This window comes from Pantoea ananatis LMG 2665 (assembly GCF_000710035.2).
GTDB lineage: Bacteria > Pseudomonadota > Gammaproteobacteria > Enterobacterales > Enterobacteriaceae > Pantoea > Pantoea ananatis.
The window spans coordinates 723,254-743,081 of the sequence record NZ_JMJJ01000005.1 but is presented as its reverse complement, the minus strand read 5'-3'; the positions used below and the strand labels follow the sequence as shown (position 1 = coordinate 743,081).

Genomic DNA, 19,828 nt, shown 5'->3' with positions numbered 1-19,828 from the left:
TCGTTGAAAATTTATCAGATAAATCAAATAAGCGAAGCGAAATCGCTGCCAGCAGGCCATCTCTTACACTTCTTTGCGTAGCGCCCAGCGTGACACAGATTCACTGCCGTTTTGTTTACTCACGCTGATTTTCAGGCAATTCCTGGCGGAGTTCCACGCAAAGCCCTGTTTTGTGACTATAGTTAACCAGGTGCTTTGCAATTCACATGGAGGAAATGATGGTAAAACAGACTGAATCTTTTGAAACAGGCTATGACGACGATATCGCACTGCTGACCGAAACGCTGGAAGAAGTGCTGAAGTCATCAGGGGATCCGGCCGACCAGAAATACATCGAACTGAAAACCAAAGCTGAACGAGCGCTGGAAGATGTAAAGTCACGTGTTAGTCAGGCGTCCGATAGCTACTACTATCGTGCTAAACAGGTTGCTTACCGTGCCGACGATTACGTCCATGAGAAACCGTGGAAGGGCATCGGTATCGGTGCAACGGCAGGGCTGGTTTTAGGCCTGCTGCTGGCTCGCCGTTAAGCTAAACGCGTAGTGCAATACGTACAACGGGCAGGCTCACTCCTGTCCGTTTGCGCTTTCTCAACATCCCTTGCCTGCTTCTTATCTCCTCCTTATCCTCTCGCCAGACGCGGCCTTATTCGACGCTAAATCTCCCTTACAGATTGTGTTTTACGCAGGGGCTTTCTAAAGTGAACCTAATGGCACAAGGAGAAAGAACGTGATTAGAGTCGAAATGCTGTCCACGGGCGATGAAGTGTTACACGGTCAAATCGTCGATACCAACGCGGCCTGGCTGGCTGATGTGTTGTTTCAGCACGGAATGCCGATGACCAGCCGTACAACAGTAGGTGATTCCCTGTCGTCCCTGGTTGAGACCTTACAGGCACGTAGTCTTGAAGCGGATGTGCTCATCGTTAACGGCGGCCTGGGGCCCACATCTGATGACCTTAGCGCCCAGGCGGCTGCGATGGCGAGTGGCGTTGAACTGGTGATGCAGGAAGCCTGGCTTGAAACTATGGAAGCCTGGTTCGCCAGTCGTGGACGTGTGATGGCCGACAGCAATCGCAAACAGGCCGAAATTCCTGCCAATGCCGAAATGCTCGATAATCCGGTCGGCACCGCCTGTGGATTTGCCCTGCAGCTCAACCGTTGCTGGCTGTTTTTTACCCCCGGCGTACCCTCTGAATTTAAAGTGATGGTTGAACAACAAATCATCCCCCGCCTGAAAAATAAATTTGACCTGCCAGAGCCGCCGCTGTGCCTGCGGCTGACGACCTTTGGTCGGGGTGAAAGCGATATTGCTAATGAACTGGAGCCGCTGGCGCTGCCGGAAAACGTGTTGATGGGCTACCGTTCATCAATGCCCATTATCGAAATTAAGCTCACCGGGCCTGCCTCACAGCGCGTGGCGATGGAGCAGGTCTGGCAGCAGGTGCGTTTACTGCTGGCGGAATGCACGATTTTTGAAGGGTTGGAGGGGCTGCCTGCGCTGTTGGCGCGAGAACTGAATCAACGTAACCTACGTCTCGCAATCAGCGAGCAGTACACGGCGGGGTTACTCAACTGGCAGTTGGCTTCGGCTGAGGTTCCCCTGAGCGCCACCGAAATTCTGCCGCAGCAGGACGAAAGCCTTGAGGTACAGGTGATGCGCACGCAGGCGCTGGCGGCGAGGCTGCAGACGCCGTTGGCCCTGTCGGTCGGCAACCTGAGCGAAGGCGAGATTTCCGTTGCGCTACACACGCCGGAGGCGACCTGGGGACAACGCGTGAAGTTTAACCACGGTCGTCATAATCTGGAAACCCGGCAAAAAGTGGTGGCGATGATGGCGATGAACATGTTGCGCCGTTGGCTACACGGCAGTGAGGTAAGCACAGGGCACGGTTGGATCGATGTGATCGAAACGGTGAAGCACTAAGCCTGAGCTTACGTAAGGGGCTGGCGTCGCCAAGCCTGTCTTATGAAAGCGCCGACAAAACGTTAAGCGGCGCGCGCTGACGGTTTTATGCTGCGGACGTGGCGTTGTTGATCTCACCTGGCTGGCAGGCTTCGATTTTGAAATCAAGGTGATTGCCCGTATTCCCTGAGCCAGCGCCAGAAAAAAAACCGCCATTCGGTTGGAATGACGGTTTTTTAACTGCCTGAGATGCGTGCCTAGAGTTCAAGCTCGATCTCGCCCTTCGCCTTACAGCAGCAGGGCAGGATCTCGCCCTGCTCAATAAACGCCAGCGGCTTTTCCGCGTAGTCGACTTCGCCGCTCAGTAGCCGCATCCGGCAGGAGCCGCAATAGCCCTCACGGCACTGGAATTCAACACACAGGTTGTTGGCTTCCAGCATCGTCAGCAGGTTAGGGTGATCGTCTGCGCCCTCCAGTCGGGTACCGGAACTGCGCAGAATAACAACGGAACGGCTCATCATTACAACTGGAAATCGTCGAAGTCGTTTTCGCCCACTTCGGAGTCAATCTGACCGACCAGATAGGAGCTGACTTCCACTTCCTGCGGGGCCACCTGTACGTTGTCCGACACCAGCCAGGCGTTGATCCAGGGAATCGGGTTAGAACGCGTTTCGAAAGGCAGATCGAGGCCAACCGCCTGCATACGAATATTGGTAATGTATTCAATATACTGACACAGGATATCTTTGTTCAGGCCGATCATCGAACCGCCGCTGAACAGGTATTCCGCCCACTCTTTTTCCTGTAGTGCCGCTTTTTTGAACAGTTCAAAACACTCTTCACGACATTCGGCGGCGATCTCTTTCATCTCAGGATCGTCTTCGCCAGTGCGCAGCAGGTTTAGCATGTGCTGAGTACCGGTCAGATGTAAGGCTTCGTCGCGGGCAATCAGCTTGATGATTTTCGCATTGCCTTCCATCAGCTCACGCTCGGCAAACGCAAACGAGCAGGCAAAGCTGACATAGAAACGGATGGCTTCCAGCGCGTTGACGCTCATCAGACAGATATACAACTGCTTTTTCAGGGCACGCAGGCTGACGGTGACGGACTTACCGTTAACCTGATGGGTGCCTTCACCTAACAGATGCCAGTAGCTGGTCATCTCAATCAGATCATCGTAGTACTGCGAGATATCCTGAGCACGTGCCAGAATCTGCTGGTTGGTCACGATATCGTCAAACACCACCGCCGGGTCGTTTACGATGTTACGAATGATGTGGGTGTAGGAGCGTGAGTGGATTGTCTCTGAGAATGCCCAGGTTTCGATCCAGGTTTCCAGCTCAGGAATGGAGATCAGCGGCAGCAGCGCCACGTTAGGGCTGCGTCCCTGAATGGAGTCCAGCAGCGTCTGATATTTCAGGTTGCTGATAAAAATGTGTTTTTCGTGATCGGGCAGGGCCTGGTAATCGATACGATCGCGTGAAACATCGACCTCTTCAGGACGCCAGAAGAACGAAAGCTGCTTTTCGATCAGCTTTTCAAAGATATCGTATTTCTGCTGGTCAAAACGGGCCACGTTAACGGACTGACCGAAAAACATCGGCTCTTTCAACTGGTCATTTTTATTCTGAGAAAAAGTGGAGTAAGCCATAAAAAACTGTCCAATGTAGACGAGGCTCAGCACCGGCCTCGCGGGAAAATGTGGGCGGGAATGGCTCCCGCCCGACCGTCAGATCTTACAGGCGCCGCTTTCGCAGCCATCATCCTGAATAGAAGGTGCCAGATCATCCTGCGCATCTTCCGCACCATCACGGGTGTTTTGATAATAGAGCGTCTTCACGCCGAACTTATAGGCGGTCAGCAGATCTTTCAGTAACTGCTTCATCGGCACTTTGCCATTCGGGAAGCGTGACGGATCGTAGTTGGTGTTAGACGAAATCGCCTGATCGATAAATTTCTGCATCACGCCAACCAGCTGCAGGTAACCGTCGTTGGAGGGCATATCCCACAGCAGTTCGTACTGATCTTTAAGACGCTCATACTCCGGCACCACCTGACGCAGAATACCGTCTTTGGATGCCTTGATGCTGATATGACCACGCGGCGGCTCAATACCATTGGTGGCGTTTGAAATCTGCGATGAGGTTTCAGACGGCATCAGCGCAGAAAGCGTTGAGTTACGCAGACCGTGGGTTTTAATCTGCTCACGCAGGGTTTCCCAGTCCAGGTGCAGCGGCTCATTGCAAATCGCATCCAGATCTTTCTTGTAGGTGTCGATCGGCAGTACGCCCTGCGCATAGGTGGTTTCATTAAACCACGGGCAGGCACCTTGCTCTTTCGCCAGCTCGTTTGAGGCTTTCAGCAGGTAATACTGAATGGCTTCAAAGGTTTTGTGCGTCAGGCCATTGGCGCTGCCGTCGGAGTAACGCACGCCGTGCTTCGCCAGGTAGTAAGCAAAATTAATCACGCCAATACCCAGCGTGCGACGGCCCATCGCACCGCGTTGTGCGGCAGGAATCGGGTAATCCTGATAATCGAGCAGGGCATCCAGCGCACGTACCGCCAGGGTCGCCAGCTCTTCCAGATCGTCCAGGCTGTCAATGGCGCCCAGGTTGAACGCTGACAGCGTACACAGCGCGATTTCACCGTTCTCGTCGTTGACGTCGCTCAGCGGCTTGGTCGGCAGCGCAATTTCCAGACACAGGTTAGACTGGCGAACCGGCGCGATGCTGGCGTCAAACGGGCTGTGTGTGTTGCAGTGATCGACGTTCTGGATGTAGATACGGCCCGTTGAGGCGCGTTCCTGCATCATCAGCGAGAACAGATCCACGGCTTTCACTCGCTGCTTGCGAATGCTGCTGTCTTTTTCATATTTGGTGTAGAGGCGCTCAAACTCATCCTGATCGGCAAAGAAGGCATCGTACAGGCCAGGCACGTCTGACGGGCTGAACAGCGTGATGTCTTCGCCTTTAAGCAGACGCTGATACATCATTTTGTTGAGCTGCACGCCATAGTCCATATGACGCACGCGGTTGCCTTCAACGCCACGGTTGTTTTTCAGCACTAACAGGCTTTCGACTTCCAGGTGCCACATTGGGTAGAACAGCGTGGCTGCGCCGCCACGAACGCCGCCCTGCGAACAGGATTTCACCGCAGTCTGGAAGTGCTTATAGAACGGGATACAGCCCGTGTGGAATGCTTCGCCACCACGGATAGGGCTGCCCAGCGCGCGGATACGTCCGGCGTTGATACCAATGCCCGCGCGCTGAGAAACGTATTTCACAATGGCGCTGGAGGTGGCATTGATCGAATCCAGGCTGTCGCCGCACTCAATCAGCACGCAGGAGCTGAACTGACGCGTAGGCGTACGCACTCCCGACATTATGGGCGTTGGCAGCGAGATTTTGAAGGTCGAGATCGCATCGTAGAAACGCTTGATGTAATCCATACGCGTATCGCGCGGATAACCTGAGAACAGGCAGGCGGCGACCAGGATATACAGGAACTGGGCACTTTCGTAGATCTCACCGGAGACGCGGTTCTGAACCAGGTATTTGCCTTCTAACTGCTTCACGGCCGCGTAGGAGAAATTCATATCGCGCCAGTGGTCGAGAAAGCCATCCATCTGCTCGAACTCTTCACGGCTGTAGTCTTCCAGCAGATGGCGATCGTACTTGCCCAGATCGACCATCTTAACAACCTGATCGTACAGCGCGGGCGGTTCAAACTGACCGTAAGCTTTTTTACGCAGGTGGAAGATTGCCAGGCGGGCGGCAAGGTATTGATAGTCAGGGGCATCGCGAGAAATAAGGTCTGCAGCGGCCTTGATGATCGTTTCATGGATGTCAGACGTTTTGATGCCATCATAAAACTGAATGTGGGAACGCAGCTCTACCTGTGAAACCGACACATTGTTCAGCCCTTCGGCCGCCCAGTCGAGGACACGGTGAATTTTGTCGAGATCAATGCGCTCCTGGCGGCCATCGCGTTTAGTAACGAGCAGACTTTGGTTCATGTCGCGTTTTTACCTTTGCGTGAGTATCCAATAATTAAAAGAAATCCCGATTTATACACAGCATATTCATTGTGAATAATGTTGTGGATAAACACTACATCTTGGGGTTGTTGACGATATGCATAACAATATGGAGGCTTATTCTAGTATTTTGCTGGCGCTTAACAAGAGGAAAAAATGATGTCTGCGGGGGTTGTATTTTCTGAGGGTTTTCTTAAGCCGCGTCTCGTAAGGCCGCAGGTCGTGTCAACCATTCAGAGAAAATATTGCAATTTATGATCGACCGCTGATTTTTCAAACATTGCGCTAACTTTTCCAACACCTCAGCGCGGGAGAGCAAAACGTGCAGATACCGTCTCAGCCAATGCCCTGGATCCGCCCCACGGAAACGCTAACCTGCGCAGATGACAACAGGATGACAGCAGCGTGGGCAGGGCAGAGCCGCACGCTGCAGGATTATCAGGCGTCGCCGTGATGCGTGTGTATCATGTAGTTCACATCCACACCGTTACCCAGACGAAACTTATCGGTGATGGGGTTGTAGTGCAGGCCAATCATATTGCGCTCACGAAGCGGTGTTTCATCGACCCAGCCCAGCAACTCAGAAGGGCGGATAAATTTTTTCACATCATGCGTGCCGCGCGGCACCATGCGCAGCACATATTCAGCACCAAAAATGGCCATCAGCCAGGCTTTAGGATTGCGGTTGATAGTCGAGAAGAACACCTCACCGCCGGGTTTCACCAACTGCGCGCAGGCGTGCACCACCGAACGCGGATCGGGCACATGTTCTAGCATCTCCATGCAGGTCACCACATCGTATTCGCCCGCGTGTTGGCTGGCGTGCTCTTCCACCGTCTGTTGCACATAGCTGAGTGTGACGCCGCTCTCCAGGGCATGCAGACGCGCCACTTCCAGCGGTTCGGCACCCATATCCAGCCCGGTGACCACCGCGCCTTCCCGCGCCATGCTTTCGGCCAGGATGCCGCCGCCACAGCCAACATCGAGAACTTTCTTGCCGAACAGCCCGTTGCTGTGTTGCGCAATATAGCCCAGCCGCAGAGGGTTAATACGGTGCAGCGGTTTAAATTCGCCCTCCAGATCCCACCAGCGCGAGGCAACGGCCTCAAACTTGGCAATTTCCTTATGGTCAACGTTCTGACCGCTTTCCTGTGAAGTTGAAATCATAACCTTGTTACTCCGGCTAATAGCGTTGATGGTTGGGAGTATACCTCAAGCTGGCCGGGGCCGTAGACTGAAGAGTCAGCAGTCATTCCCCGACTCGCCTTAAATTGAAATGCATGATAGCTGAATAGAATGTCCCATTTGTAAGCCGTCAGGTGGGAGCATCTGATGTGTGATTGCGTTATCGGCACTATCAGACTGACGGCCGGAAAATAAATATGACCTGTAGTGGAGGTGGACAGGATGGAAAAAGGCGAGGCAAAAAGCACGCTTAAGTTATTTTTTCCTTGTCAATAACAAAGGGATTAACGCCATGAAATAGGGAAAAGGTATCCACAGAAAACCAATCACACGACTTCTGTTGAGATAGTTAAGGCACCGCAAACTGCTGGAAATAACCGGCATAATAAATGCAATGATAAGAAGTATTGAAAGAGAATCGTCCGCCAGAAAGGACAGATAGAGTGAAAACCAGGCTATCTGGAAAACAAGGAAGATGAGATATTCGAGTTTCGAATCCTTTTCTTCGTAGTTCATGCAAAGTCTGAACCCTTTTTTAATGGTTTTAAAAATCAAGGTGCTCTCCTTTTTAACACTAGCGCAATACTAATGACAAAACCGCACAAAATTGCCAGTGCGGCAGGCAACGGATAACCTGTAGTGATAGTTTCACATGGAGAGGATTTTATTTGATACGTCACTATTATCAGAACTAACGAAATCGAAAATTGAAGAATTTGTTGTGTTATAAGTTTAATGAAACGGTTGTTTTTCTTTCTAAGGATTAGAGCTGAAATTAATAAATAAATTGAAAAAGTCAATCCTGTAATCAACTTGTTATAAAATAAACTGCTGATATTATCCGTTAGTGTTTCCTGACATGCAGATCCCAGCGTTAATATTTCATAGTTGAAAGTAAATCCAATACTAAACAGAATTAGCGATAGTAACACGGTTGAAAAAATAAAGTTTTTTTTAATCATAGCTTTATACCGTGTTTTTTCATGTCAAACATTGATTTTGCTAATTCAGTTTTATCAGTAATGAATTTTGTTTCTTTCGTATTGCTATTGTATTTAGCCATTGCAGTGGGGGTATCAATCCCTCCATTGTCCATAGTGAATTTCACATTTTTATTTCCATATAGAATAATATTAGGGATAGGGTCCTTGCCGTAATTAACTGTTGGTGAAAATCTGGTTGTTCTAGGCTTAGTTAAATTTTTAGGAATATCCAGAACATCAGAATCAGGCAAAAGTGAAAATGAGGCTAAAGACCCTGAAAATGCAAGCGTATAAACTAAATCGCCAGTGTATTTTGTGTGTACTGGAGCGCCGAAAGAATACTTAATGGTTTGCCAAAGGGTGATATCTGCAGGATTGATTTTTTTGCCCTCCATATACATATCTTGCTTTTTGGATAAGCTGATCACCATCCGGTAGACCTGAACTAGAGATGGAGAAATTCCGCCGAAAGAAAAACCATCAGGAATGAGTCCATCGCGAGGATAAATGCGCTCAATGATGTAATAGAGTCCTGTGGATTCAACTAGTGATATATTCATACAGTAACCGATGGCAGATATAATTTTCTGATTAGCATACCACTTACACCTTGATTTTGAAGCAGCAAAGAAGGAACAGTTGAATGGAAAACAGTGGGATTAATAATATTGAGAGTTTTTTAAGATTTTTCTTAGGTGGTTTTGGCCTCTGTCCTAAATCGTACTCTTAATGGAAGGCTGAGGCAGATTAACAACAGTTTAGACTGGGGGTTTGAGGCGGCTCTGTAGAACGGTATATTCGTCATGCTAACCTCAATGTCCTGCTCGTCGAGCACAGGCCACTTTCTTTGCACGCATCTAGCGAAGAATCTTTTTGCGTTGCACTTTCCCGTATCAAAATTGACTCTGTCGGGGATGAAAAACCTCGTCCTTAACGATGCTTTACTTTCCCCTCACGTGCGCCTGTGTGATATACTTTCGCACCTTTAAAATCCGGGATTAGTAGAGGGATAGCGGCTCCATGAGCGACCTTGCGAGAGAAATTACACCGGTTAATATCGAAGAAGAGTTAAAAAATTCTTACCTCGATTACGCCATGTCGGTCATCGTTGGCCGAGCTTTACCCGATGTGCGTGATGGCCTGAAGCCAGTACATCGCCGCGTACTATACGCGATGAGCGAACTGGGTAATGACTGGAACAAACCCTATAAAAAATCTGCCCGCGTCGTCGGTGACGTTATCGGTAAATATCACCCCCATGGTGATTCTGCCGTTTACGACACCATTGTACGTATGGCCCAGCCTTTCTCCCTGCGTTACATGCTGGTGGACGGTCAAGGCAACTTCGGATCCATCGACGGCGACTCCGCTGCGGCGATGCGTTATACCGAAGTGCGCATGTCCAAAATCGCCCACGACCTGTTAGCTGACCTGGAAAAAGAGACCGTTGATTTCGTTCCGAACTACGACGGCACCGAGCAGATCCCTGACGTTCTGCCCACCAAAATTCCTAACCTGCTGGTAAACGGTGCGTCCGGTATCGCAGTCGGCATGGCAACCAACATTCCACCGCACAACCTGCGTGAAGTGATCAACGGCTGCCTCGCCTATATCGAAGATGAAAACATCAGCATCGAAGGGCTGATGGAGCACATTCCGGGGCCTGACTTCCCGACAGCGGCCATCATTAACGGTCGTCGCGGCATTGAAGAAGCCTACCGCACCGGTCGCGGTAAAGTGTATATCCGTGCCCGTGGTGAAGTGGAAGTGGACGCCAAAACCGGGCGTGAAACCATCATCATTCACGAACTGCCGTATCAGGTGAACAAAGCGCGCCTGATTGAGAAAATCGCCGAGCTGGTGAAAGAAAAACGCGTTGAAGGCATCAGTGCGCTGCGTGATGAGTCTGATAAAGACGGCATGCGTATTGTCATTGAAATCAAGCGCGATGCGGTTGGTGAAGTCGTCCTCAACAACCTCTATTCACTGACTCAGTTGCAAACCTCTTTCGGTATCAACATGGTGGCGCTGCATCAGGGCCAGCCGAAGATTATGGCGCTGAAGGAGATTCTGGAAGCCTTCGTTCGCCATCGTCGTGAAGTGGTTACGCGTCGTACGATTTTTGAACTGCGCAAAGCTCGCGATCGTGCGCATATCCTTGAAGGCCTGGCGATTGCGCTGGCTAACATCGATCCGATCATTGAGCTGATCCGCCGTGCGCCCACGCCTGCCGAAGCGAAAGCGGGCCTGATCGCACAATCCTGGGATCTGGGCAACGTGTCTGCCATGCTGGAGCGTGCCGGTGATGATGCTGCCCGCCCAGAGTGGCTGGAAGCGCAGTTTGGTATTCGTGAGGGTAAATATTACCTGACTGAACAGCAGGCTCAGGCCATTCTGGACTTACGTTTACAGAAACTGACCGGGCTTGAGCATGAAAAGCTGCTGGATGAATACAAACAGCTGCTGGATCAAATTGCGGAGTTGCTCCACATCCTGGGAAGTTCTGAGCGCCTGATGGAAGTCATTCGTGAAGAACTGGAACTGATGCGCGATCAGTTCGGCGATGAGCGCCGCACGGAAATCACTGCGAACAGCGCAGACATCAACATCGAGGACCTGATCAATCAGGAAGATGTGGTCGTCACGCTGTCGCATCAGGGCTATGTAAAATATCAGCCGCTGAGTGATTACGAAGCGCAGCGTCGCGGTGGCAAAGGCAAGTCTGCCGCCCGCATTAAAGAAGAAGATTTTATCGATCGTCTGTTGGTGGCAAACACCCACGATACGATTCTGTGCTTCTCCAGCCGTGGCCGACTCTACTGGATGAAGGTTTACCAGCTGCCGGAAGCCAGCCGTGGGGCACGTGGACGTCCAATCGTCAACCTGTTGCCGCTTGAAGCGAATGAACGTATCACGGCGATTCTGCCTGTGCGCGAATACACCGAAGGCTTCAATATCTTTATGGCAACCGCGAGCGGCACGGTGAAGAAAACCGGTCTGCAGGAGTTTAGCCGTCCACGCAGCGCCGGTATCATCGCCATTAACCTGCGCGATGATGACGAGCTGATTGGCGTAGCGCTGACCAACGGTAACGACGAGGCGATGCTGTTCTCGGCCGCCGGTAAAGTGGTTCGCTTCGCCGAATCTGCCGTGCGTGCCATGGGCCGTACGGCCTCGGGCGTACGCGGTATCAAGCTGGCGCAAAACGATCGTGTGGTTTCCCTGATTGTGCCGCGTGAAGAGGGCGCAATTCTCACCGTGACGCAGAACGGCTACGGTAAGCGTACCGCGAACAGTGAGTATCCAACCAAATCCCGTGCGACGCAGGGCGTGATCTCCATCAAAGTGACCGAGCGTAATGGACCGGTGATTGGTGCAGTGCAGGTGGTCGACAGCGATCAGATCATGATGATCACCGATGCCGGCACCCTGGTGAGAACCCGTGTGTCTGAAGTCAGCATCGTGGGCCGTAATACCCAGGGTGTGATTCTGATTCGTACGGCAGAGGACGAGAACGTGGTCGGACTGCAACGCGTGGCTGAGCCGGTGGAAGAAGAAGAGCTGGACTCTATCGACGGCAGCGTGGCTGAAGGGGATGACGATATCGTACCTGAAGTCGACAATGACGACGATGACGTACCCGCAGCGGACGACGATGAGTAATTAGCGCGTCGTACGTTAAGAGCAACGGCAGGTCAGGGATCACCCGACCTGCCGTTTTTTTTGCGGCAGGTTTGGCAAAGGATGATTTCCTCAGGGGCAAATAGTCCCAAACTGCGCCCGGTGCCCGTCACCGACTGGCTTTTTTGCTGCGATAAAGCTAGTGTATGACCATTAAAAATCCCACGATGCGACTAACCTTGCCACCTGCGAGTTACCTTTGAAATATCTAGTCTCTTTCCGCACGACGCTTCGCATTTCGCGCTATCTGTTTCGCGCGTTGGCGCTGCTAATCTGGCTACTGGGCGCGGTGCTGACCACCTTCTACATCATTAGCGTACTTCACGATAAAGAGAACAAGGTACGGCAGGAATTTGCTGGCAACTACGGCACAATTGACTGGTACGTTCGCCTCTCAGCGGGCAAGATGCGCGAGCTTAAGTTCATCGCTGAAAACCACCTCACCAGCGCCAGCGGCGGGGGAGAAGCCTCAGATCGGTCAACGGCAGGAAAGACGATTCAACCGCAGTTTACCCCCCTTTTTTCCAGTGATGACTGCACCGCCATGAGCGCGACCTGGCGCAACTCACTGGACTCACTCAGTAACTATATCAATTACTGGAGGAGTCATTTCGCCTCATCTTATGAGCTCAACCGGGTGTTCCTCATTGGTGGCGATAACAAGTGTCTGGCGGATTTTGCTATTGGTAACAACGTTAACCGCGATAACAGCCTCAAGCTGTTGCAGGAAAACCTTCAGCGCTACCGCAACAGTTCGGAAGAGGAGCGTCGCAACCCGGTCTACTGGGTAAACAGCAGCGCCCAGCCAGGCGTAGGAAACTTCTCTGTTATCATGCCGATCTACGTGGCGGATAAACTTCAGGCCCTGCTGGGCGTCGAGCAAAATATCCAGCTTGATGCGTTTATTCAGCCCGGTAGCCTGCCCGTCACGGCAACGATTACGGATGAAAATTACGCTCCGCTCCTGACCTCGCGCCGGGGCGGTTTGGGCTTTTCATTAAATGAATTGCCTGATGATAAAACCTGGTTTGGCTATCTTGACGGTTACCGTCAGCTGGTGCTGAAAAAACCGTTGCCACCGTCGAATCTTAACGTGGTGTGGTCGGTCTCTACCGATGTGCTGGTCGATCAGCTCAAACTGATGATGATCAATGCCCTGTTGCTGAATATCCTGAGCGCTATCCTGCTGTTTACGCTTGCCTGGCTGTTTGAGAGACGCATGTTTTTGCCAGCGGAAGAAAACGCACACCGGCTGGAAGAGCACGAGCAGTTTAACCGTAAAATTGTCGCTTCAGCGCCGGTAGGGATCTGCATTTTACGCACCAGCGATGGTACCAATATTCTCAGTAACGAGTTGGCACACAACTATCTGACGCTGCTGACGCAGGAAGACCGTAAGCGATTAAATGAGATCATCGGCGGGCAGCAGGTTAACTTTGTTGATGTCCTGACGGGCAGTAATACTAACCTGCAAATCAGCTTTGTGCATTCCCGCTACCGCAATGAAAACGTGGCGATCTGTGTGCTGGTGGATGTTTCCGCCCGCGTGCGCATGGAGCAATCCTTACAGGAAATGGCCCACGCGGCAGAGCAGGCCAGCCAGTCGAAATCCATGTTCCTGGCAACGGTCAGTCACGAACTTCGTACGCCGTTGTATGGCATCATTGGTAACCTGGATCTGCTGCAGACGCGGCAGCTGCCGAGCGGTATAGACTCGCTGGTGACCGCGATGAATAACTCTTCCAGCCTGCTGTTGAAGATCATCAGCGATATTCTCGACTTCTCCAAAATTGAATCGGAACAGTTGAAAATAGAGCCGCGACCTTTCTCGCCGCGCGAAGTAATCACCCATATTGTCGGAAACTATCTCTCCCTGGTGGTGAAGAAGCGCCTGACGCTTTACTGCTATATCGAGCACGATGTTCCGCAGGCACTTGATGGTGATCCTCTGCGACTGCAGCAGGTGATTTCTAACCTGCTGAATAACGCCATTAAATTCACCCATACGGGCTGTATTATTCTGCATGCCTATGTCACACAAGGCTATCTGGCGTTCCGCACGCGTGATACCGGTGTGGGTATTCCGGCTAAAGAGTTGACCCGACTGTTTGATCCCTTTTTCCAGGTGGGCAACGGCGTACAGCGTAATTTCCAGGGGACCGGATTGGGGCTGGCGATCTGTGAAAAACTGATCAACATGATGGACGGTGACATTGAGGTTGAGTCTGAGCCGGGAATGGGAAGCCAGTTTATTGTCCGTATTCCGATCTACAACGGTAAACAGCCTTCCATTCCGCTGCTGGACGGCTTACAGGATAAGAAAATCTGGCTGGCGATGCGCAATGAATATCTGGCGCAGTACCTTGAACGGCTGCTAAAGCAGCATGGTATCCAGGTTGCTGAATATCAGGCCCAGCCGGGCAGTGATGATGTGGTGCTGACAGATTACGTGCCCGACATCCACGCGCCAGTGCGGGCGGTTATCACTTTTGACGGTTCGCACGTGGACATGCCTCGTGAGCCTCAGACGGGACGCTGGATCCACAGCACGGCAACCCTGCATGAGTTACCCACGCTGCTGGCGCGCATTTACCGGATTACGGTTGACGCGGAGGTGAATGATGGCCTGGCGCTAGACGGTCCGGTGGAAGAGAAAATTCATAATGACGACATTATGGTACTGATCGTTGACGATCATCCTATCAACCGTATGCTGCTATCAGAACAGCTTGGCACCCTCGGTTATCAGGTCAAGACCGCCCAGGACGGCGTCGATGCGTTAAACGTTCTCAGTCGTAATAACATCGATATCGTGCTTACCGATGTCAACATGCCGAATATGGATGGCTATCGCCTGACGCAGCGGCTGCGCCAGCTGGGGCACGTGTTCCCGGTAGTCGGCGTCACCGCCAACGCGCTGGCAGAAGAAAAACAGCGCTGCATGGATGCAGGGATGGACAACTGTTTGTCTAAGCCGGTGACCTTAGACGTGTTGAAAACAACGCTGGGCATTTATGCAGAGCGGGTAAGGAAAACGCGGGTAGGGTAGCAGGGAAAAGAGGCGGTGCGAAACGCACCGCCTGAGGACTTAATCTTTATCGATTTGTGTCGCACTGACGGACGACAGGTAGTTGAGCAGGGCGATATCATTATCCACGCCCAGCTTCATCATGGCCGATTTTTTCTGGCTACTGATGGTCTTAATACTGCGGTTCAGCTTCTTGGCAATTTCGGTCACCAGGAAACCTTCAGCAAAGAGGCGTAATACTTCGCTCTCTTTAGGTGACAGACGTTTATCGCCATAGCCGCCCGCGCTGATTTTCTCCAGCAGTTTGGCGACGCTTTCCGGCGTATATTTCTTGCCTTTCTGCAGTGCCGCCAGCGCTTTTGGCAAATCGGTTGGCGCCCCCTGTTTCAGGACAATGCCTTCAATATCCAGATCCAGCACCGAGCTCAGAATGGCTGGGTTATTGTTCATTGTCAGAACAATGATGGACAGATCGGGATAGTGACGTTTGATATATTTAATCAGCGTAATACCGTCGCCGTATTTTTCCCCTGGCATAGAGAGGTCGGTGATCAGGACGTTCGCATCAAGTTTGGACAGGTTGTTGATTAGCGCCGTTGAATCTTCAAATTCACCTACAACGTTAACCCACTCAATTTGTTCCAGAGACTTTCGGATACCGAAAAGAACAATTGGGTGATCATCGGCAATAATTACATTCAAGTTATTCATCTTATTGGTTACCTTGCTGCAGCAGTTGATTGACATAAGCGTCAATATTACTGGTGGTATTTTTAATGTTTGAATCGTCACATACTTTGATGTGGTGTTCTAACGCTTCACAAAGCTGTTTGCCCGGTGTCAAATTGAGCATAGCAAACACGCCCTTAAGGCGATGAGCTGTCTGAGCAAGCGAGGCATAATCTGATATCGCTGACTCAGTATACAATCTCTTTACATCATCCGGTACTGTCTCAGTAAACAGCTGGAAATAGCCTCCACTTAACAGTGCCGTGCCGGCGTCATCTTCAGTGTCATCCTCCATCACATCGTGGGACAATTGCTTCTCAATCAGTGCCAGCAAGGCATCAAGTAATGCATTGCTGAGATTGAAATTGACGCGATACTGTTGGTCGTTTAAAGCATGATGGCCGGGTTCATCCTCCGCCAGCAATAAAGCCCAGCCGCTGAGTTTGCTGGGATCGTCAGTAATCTGTACATCGTGATCCTGGCCTGAGATACGTTCATCCGGCGTCAGGCAGCGTGCGCCCCAGTTCTCCAGATGGCGACAGACGATCTTGTGCACGTCTTCAACGGCAATCTCAACCAGGGCGGTAATCCCTTCGAGAATCTTCTCTTGATCGTCTTCGTGCTTCTCTTCAAGCGTGAGCGGAAGCTGAATGTTATATCGGGTGCCAATGTCCGCCTTGGCAACGATTTCCAGGCTGCCGCCCATTTGCTTGCACAGCTGTTTGCACAGGAAAAAGGCCATGCCCGAAGCCTGACCATAACGATCCTGGCTGGTATCGCCCAGGAACGGAAAATCGACATTGGCCAGTTCATCGATCGTGAGCCCAGCTCCCGTATCCACCAGCTCGATATAGAGGCGGTCAGGGTGCTGTTCGGCGGTTTTTACCTCAAGGGTAATCTTGCCCCAGCGCGTGGTGATCAGGGCATAGTGCATTAGCGTCGTCAGCACTTTGCGCAGGGCACGGCGATCGCCAAAGCGTACTTCATCGTTCGGCTGATGATTATTCACCACCAGCGATAACCCTTTACGACGCAGCAGTGGCAGGCTTTCCAGCGCGATTTCGTCCAGAAGTTCCTGCAGATTAAACACACTGGCGTCAGGCGACCAGTCGTGCGCTTCAAGGCGATTCAGCAGCACAATATCGTCGACCAGACGTGCCAGTGACTGGCTCTCATCCAGAATATCCAGCACGCTTTCGTCATTCTCTCGCTGGCTCAGGTGCACCAGCTGCGAGACAATTTTTTCCAGCGGCTGATTTAACGCGTGACCAAGATGATGCAGCAGTTGCTGACGCATCTGGTGGTTGCGATCTAACACCTGTTGCGCTTTTTGCAGTTTCTTGTTCACCAGCAGCTCGCGATCCTGATCGCGCATCATGAACAGTTGGGTGTGCGGAGACAGCACGCTTCGTGCGTGACGAATCTCATACACTTCATTGTTGATGGTGGCTTGCAGTACGCCCTGATGCTGGTCGGACATATTGATGATTTTCTGCAGATTCAGGTGAGGCAAAAGATGCTCAGCGATTTTATTGCTCAACAGCGTGCGGTTACTGGCAAAATCATAGACCAGCAGGCCAACGGGCAAACTGGCCACAATCTCCTGATTGAGCACCCGGAGCGAATCCAGCTCGGCGCTTTGATTCTCACTGGGTCGCAGAGACTGCTGACGTAGCAACAACATGCCGCTAAGCGAGAGTAAAAACAGCACCAGGTTAATCAGCAGCGGCCACATCAAATTATGTGCGCTGTCGAGCAACAGGCGTAAGAGCGGCACACGGTAAACCAGCTGTAGCGATGTACTGGGTAGTGCAGCGGCGATTTCAATATCGTGATTGACCAGGGCTACCTGTGTGGTTTCAACATCGTCCTGATTGCTGCTGGCGTTGTTATTCAGCGTGGCATCCTGACGCAGCTGGAAATTCTCCACCGGCATATTCAGGGGAATTAAGTCGTTGATGGGCAGATCAAATGCCACCACGGTCGCCAGATGACCGGGCTGATTAAACGTGGTGCGCAACGTAAAATAGTGGTCGTTCTGAAAGGCAAGATGGCGAAGGGGAGAAAAGCTTTCACGCTCATCCAGCGCATTGGCCTGCTGCAGCATTTCAGCACGTCGTGCCTCAACCAGAGAACTGATGGCATTCTCTTTGTAACGCGTCGTCATGTCTTTCAGCGGCAGGGTGGAGATCATGATCAGGCTGTTGTCCTGACCATTTAAAAAGTACATGGACCAGGTCGGCGTTTCTGCACCCCATAAGGTGTCCAGATAGCTGGACATTCGCATCGACATATCCAGCGTGCTGCTGTCATGGGACCCGAAAATCAGCGCTTCGGTTTTGCGGCGCGTTTTTTCCAGATAGTAGACATCCGGACGCAGGCGCGTCTCTTGCAGATTACTGGCAGGAGGCGTACCGGCAGCACTGGTCGACAGGTTTTCATAAATCTGCCAGGTAACGAAACGGTAGGCATCAATACGTTTCTGAATATCTCGCGCCATATCCGCCATGGCGTAACGTTTGTCGGTCAACCAGGCATTGACGGAGTTTTGCACCATAAAGCCTAGCGCCAGTAACAGCACCAGATTAAATACGATAAAAAAGCGAGTGACATTGCCGGATGTCAGCGGAAACTTATACAACATAGCGTCTCAGATACCTGAATTATCGCGCAACGTTGCGCGCACTGACAGCCACAGCCAACAATAACAGTGCTATGAGTAAAAACGCACCGCTAAGGCTAATCCATTGAGAAATGAACCCGATCAACGCCGGACCAGAAAGAATACCTGCATATCCCAACGTTGTCATGGCGGAAATCGCCAGGTTAGCCGGCATATCATGCTGGTTACCTGCCGCATTGAACAACATCGGCACGGTATTCGATAAGCCAAAGCCGACCAGTAAGAACGCCAGCAATGAAGCTTCGGGCCATGGGAGGAGCACCGCTAACGCCATTCCTGATGCCGCCGCCAGCGCGCCCACCAACATGACAGGATAACGGCCGAAGCGATGAATAATTTTATCCCCGCTAAAACGCCCAACTGTCATGGCAACGGAAAACAGCGCGTAGCCGAGCCCGGCATGCGCGGTCGTCATCACAGGGTTTTGCAACAGCAGGAGTGCGCCCCAGTCGAGCACGGCGCCCTCTGCTAAAAACAGAATAAAACACAGCATGCCCAGAAAGGCGACGCGTCCACGTGGAATGACCAGCCACGGCTGATCGGGCTGGTGCAAACGCTGATTCATAAAGGTGGGGATTCTCCACAACAACAGCACCATCATCACGGCCATCACGATCAGCACGGAAAGCAGTGGCGTCAATCCCAGGCTCAACAGCAGGCTGACCGCCCCGGCACCCAGAATACCGCCCAGGCTAAAAAAAGCATGAAAGCCTGACATCATCGGCTTGCCAGCCGCTTTTTCCACTTCAACGGCCTGATAATTCATGGCGACGTCCAGCATGCCCAGTCCGGCACCAAACAGCATCAACGCGGCGGCCATGAAAAGATGCGTTTGCACCGTGGCGAGCAGCGGCATCATACATAACACCAGTAGCGTTGAAAATATCATCACTGTACGGCAGCCAAAGCGCGCTACCAACGTGCCGGTTACCGGCATCGCGAGCAATGAACCGATACCCAGACACAGCAACAGGGCCCCCAGGGAAGCACCATCTAAATGCAAGCGATCGCGTGCATAGGGCACCAGTGGCGCCCAGGCTGACATTCCCAGGCCATTGATCAAAAAAATGATGCGTGTGCCCCCGCTCAGGCGGCGGTCAGAGGGAGTTGATTTTGCGGCATCCAATGCTGTCATGGCCCTAATTCATCAGTAGCAAAGCAGAAAAGTGTAGCATTAATTGGCTGCAAAACGCTGTGAGAACACAGGTTTAACAGGTTTTCCGGACCGCTTTTATCAGCCCTGTCAGCGGCCAGTGTACCGACTTTTACCGCGACAAATTTTTTTTCCAGAACTTTCCTGGCATAACCCGCGGGTAAACCCTGCACCGGCCCTCTTTCAGGAACGATCTGCATCACAGTTTAGTGATGTGAATTGCTTAGCTGAATTTCAGTATCGGGCAGGAACCCAGAAAACAAAAAAATAGAGACATTTCCGGCACTTTTGCAATTTACTGGAAATATTTAGCAATATTTTGACATGCAATAACATGCATTCCGCCTTTTCCCTCCCTGATAAATCACAAAAATTGCTAATGTTATTTTTATTAATTCATAAATAAAACTGCATCTTATGATTGATTTTTAAACGCAGACAGTTA

General features: G+C 51.5%; 12 protein-coding genes. 4 read left to right on the top strand and 8 right to left on the bottom strand.

Annotation, left to right across the window (positions count from 1 at the left end; translation table 11 throughout):
• The first annotated feature begins 218 nt into the window (after positions 1-218).
• Both elaB and EL29_RS11240 read left to right on the top strand, forming a co-directional pair.
• Positions 219-530, top strand: coding sequence for a stress response protein ElaB (elaB, locus tag EL29_RS11245; protein ID WP_015699853.1), 312 nt, complete (start codon positions 219-221; stop codon positions 528-530).
• A gap of 199 nt (positions 531-729) precedes the next feature.
• Positions 730-1,926, top strand: a complete 1,197-nt coding sequence (locus tag EL29_RS11240) for a nicotinamide mononucleotide deamidase-related protein YfaY (protein WP_028715401.1) — start codon at positions 730-732, stop codon at positions 1,924-1,926.
• 236 nt (positions 1,927-2,162) lie between these two features.
• Here EL29_RS11240 and yfaE read toward each other — a convergent pair whose 3' ends face one another.
• From yfaE to EL29_RS11215, 5 genes are all read right to left on the bottom strand, one after another.
• Entirely contained in the window at positions 2,163-2,423 is a 261-nt protein-coding gene (gene yfaE / locus EL29_RS11235) for a class I ribonucleotide reductase maintenance protein YfaE (RefSeq protein ID WP_014605383.1), read from the bottom strand.
• Positions 2,424-2,425: 2 nt separating this feature from the next.
• Positions 2,426-3,556 carry a class Ia ribonucleoside-diphosphate reductase subunit beta gene (gene nrdB, locus EL29_RS11230; protein WP_014594159.1) on the bottom strand — a complete coding sequence of 377 codons (1,131 nt, stop codon included), beginning with the start codon at positions 3,554-3,556 and terminating at the stop codon, positions 2,426-2,428.
• 78 nt (positions 3,557-3,634) lie between these two features.
• Entirely contained in the window at positions 3,635-5,920 is a 2,286-nt protein-coding gene (gene nrdA, locus EL29_RS11225) for a class 1a ribonucleoside-diphosphate reductase subunit alpha (RefSeq protein ID WP_013026495.1), read from the bottom strand.
• Positions 5,921-6,379: 459 nt separating this feature from the next.
• Positions 6,380-7,108 (bottom strand): bifunctional 2-polyprenyl-6-hydroxyphenol methylase/3-demethylubiquinol 3-O-methyltransferase UbiG, encoded by a 729-nt coding sequence (gene ubiG, locus EL29_RS11220; protein ID WP_014605384.1) that lies wholly within the window; start codon positions 7,106-7,108, stop codon positions 6,380-6,382.
• A gap of 976 nt (positions 7,109-8,084) precedes the next feature.
• Positions 8,085-8,669: a hypothetical protein gene (locus EL29_RS11215; protein ID WP_028715399.1), complete on the bottom strand. Its 585-nt coding sequence runs from the start codon at positions 8,667-8,669 to the stop codon at positions 8,085-8,087.
• 460 nt (positions 8,670-9,129) lie between these two features.
• Here EL29_RS11215 and gyrA point away from each other — a divergent pair, with 460 nt between their 5' ends.
• Both gyrA and rcsC read left to right on the top strand, forming a co-directional pair.
• A complete protein-coding gene (gyrA, locus tag EL29_RS11210) occupies positions 9,130-11,772 on the top strand; it encodes a DNA topoisomerase (ATP-hydrolyzing) subunit A (protein ID WP_013026491.1) in 2,643 nt (880 codons plus the stop codon).
• A 217-nt stretch (positions 11,773-11,989) separates the two neighbouring features.
• Complete coding sequence (gene rcsC / locus EL29_RS11205; protein WP_013026490.1) at positions 11,990-14,839, top strand: two-component system sensor histidine kinase RcsC; 2,850 nt, start codon at positions 11,990-11,992, stop codon at positions 14,837-14,839.
• Between the two features lie 39 nt (positions 14,840-14,878).
• Here rcsC and rcsB read toward each other — a convergent pair whose 3' ends face one another.
• The 3 genes from rcsB to EL29_RS11190 are packed head-to-tail and all read right to left on the bottom strand — an operon-like array spanning position 14,879 to position 19,365.
• Positions 14,879-15,529: a response regulator transcription factor RcsB gene (gene rcsB, locus EL29_RS11200; RefSeq protein WP_014605387.1), complete on the bottom strand. Its 651-nt coding sequence runs from the start codon at positions 15,527-15,529 to the stop codon at positions 14,879-14,881.
• A gap of 1 nt (position 15,530) precedes the next feature.
• Positions 15,531-18,191, bottom strand: a complete 2,661-nt coding sequence (gene rcsD, locus EL29_RS11195) for a phosphotransferase RcsD (protein WP_014605388.1) — start codon at positions 18,189-18,191, stop codon at positions 15,531-15,533.
• Positions 18,192-18,210: 19 nt separating this feature from the next.
• Positions 18,211-19,365, bottom strand: a complete 1,155-nt coding sequence (locus EL29_RS11190) for an MFS transporter (protein WP_014594154.1) — start codon at positions 19,363-19,365, stop codon at positions 18,211-18,213.
• Between the last annotated feature and the right edge of the window lie 463 nt (positions 19,366-19,828).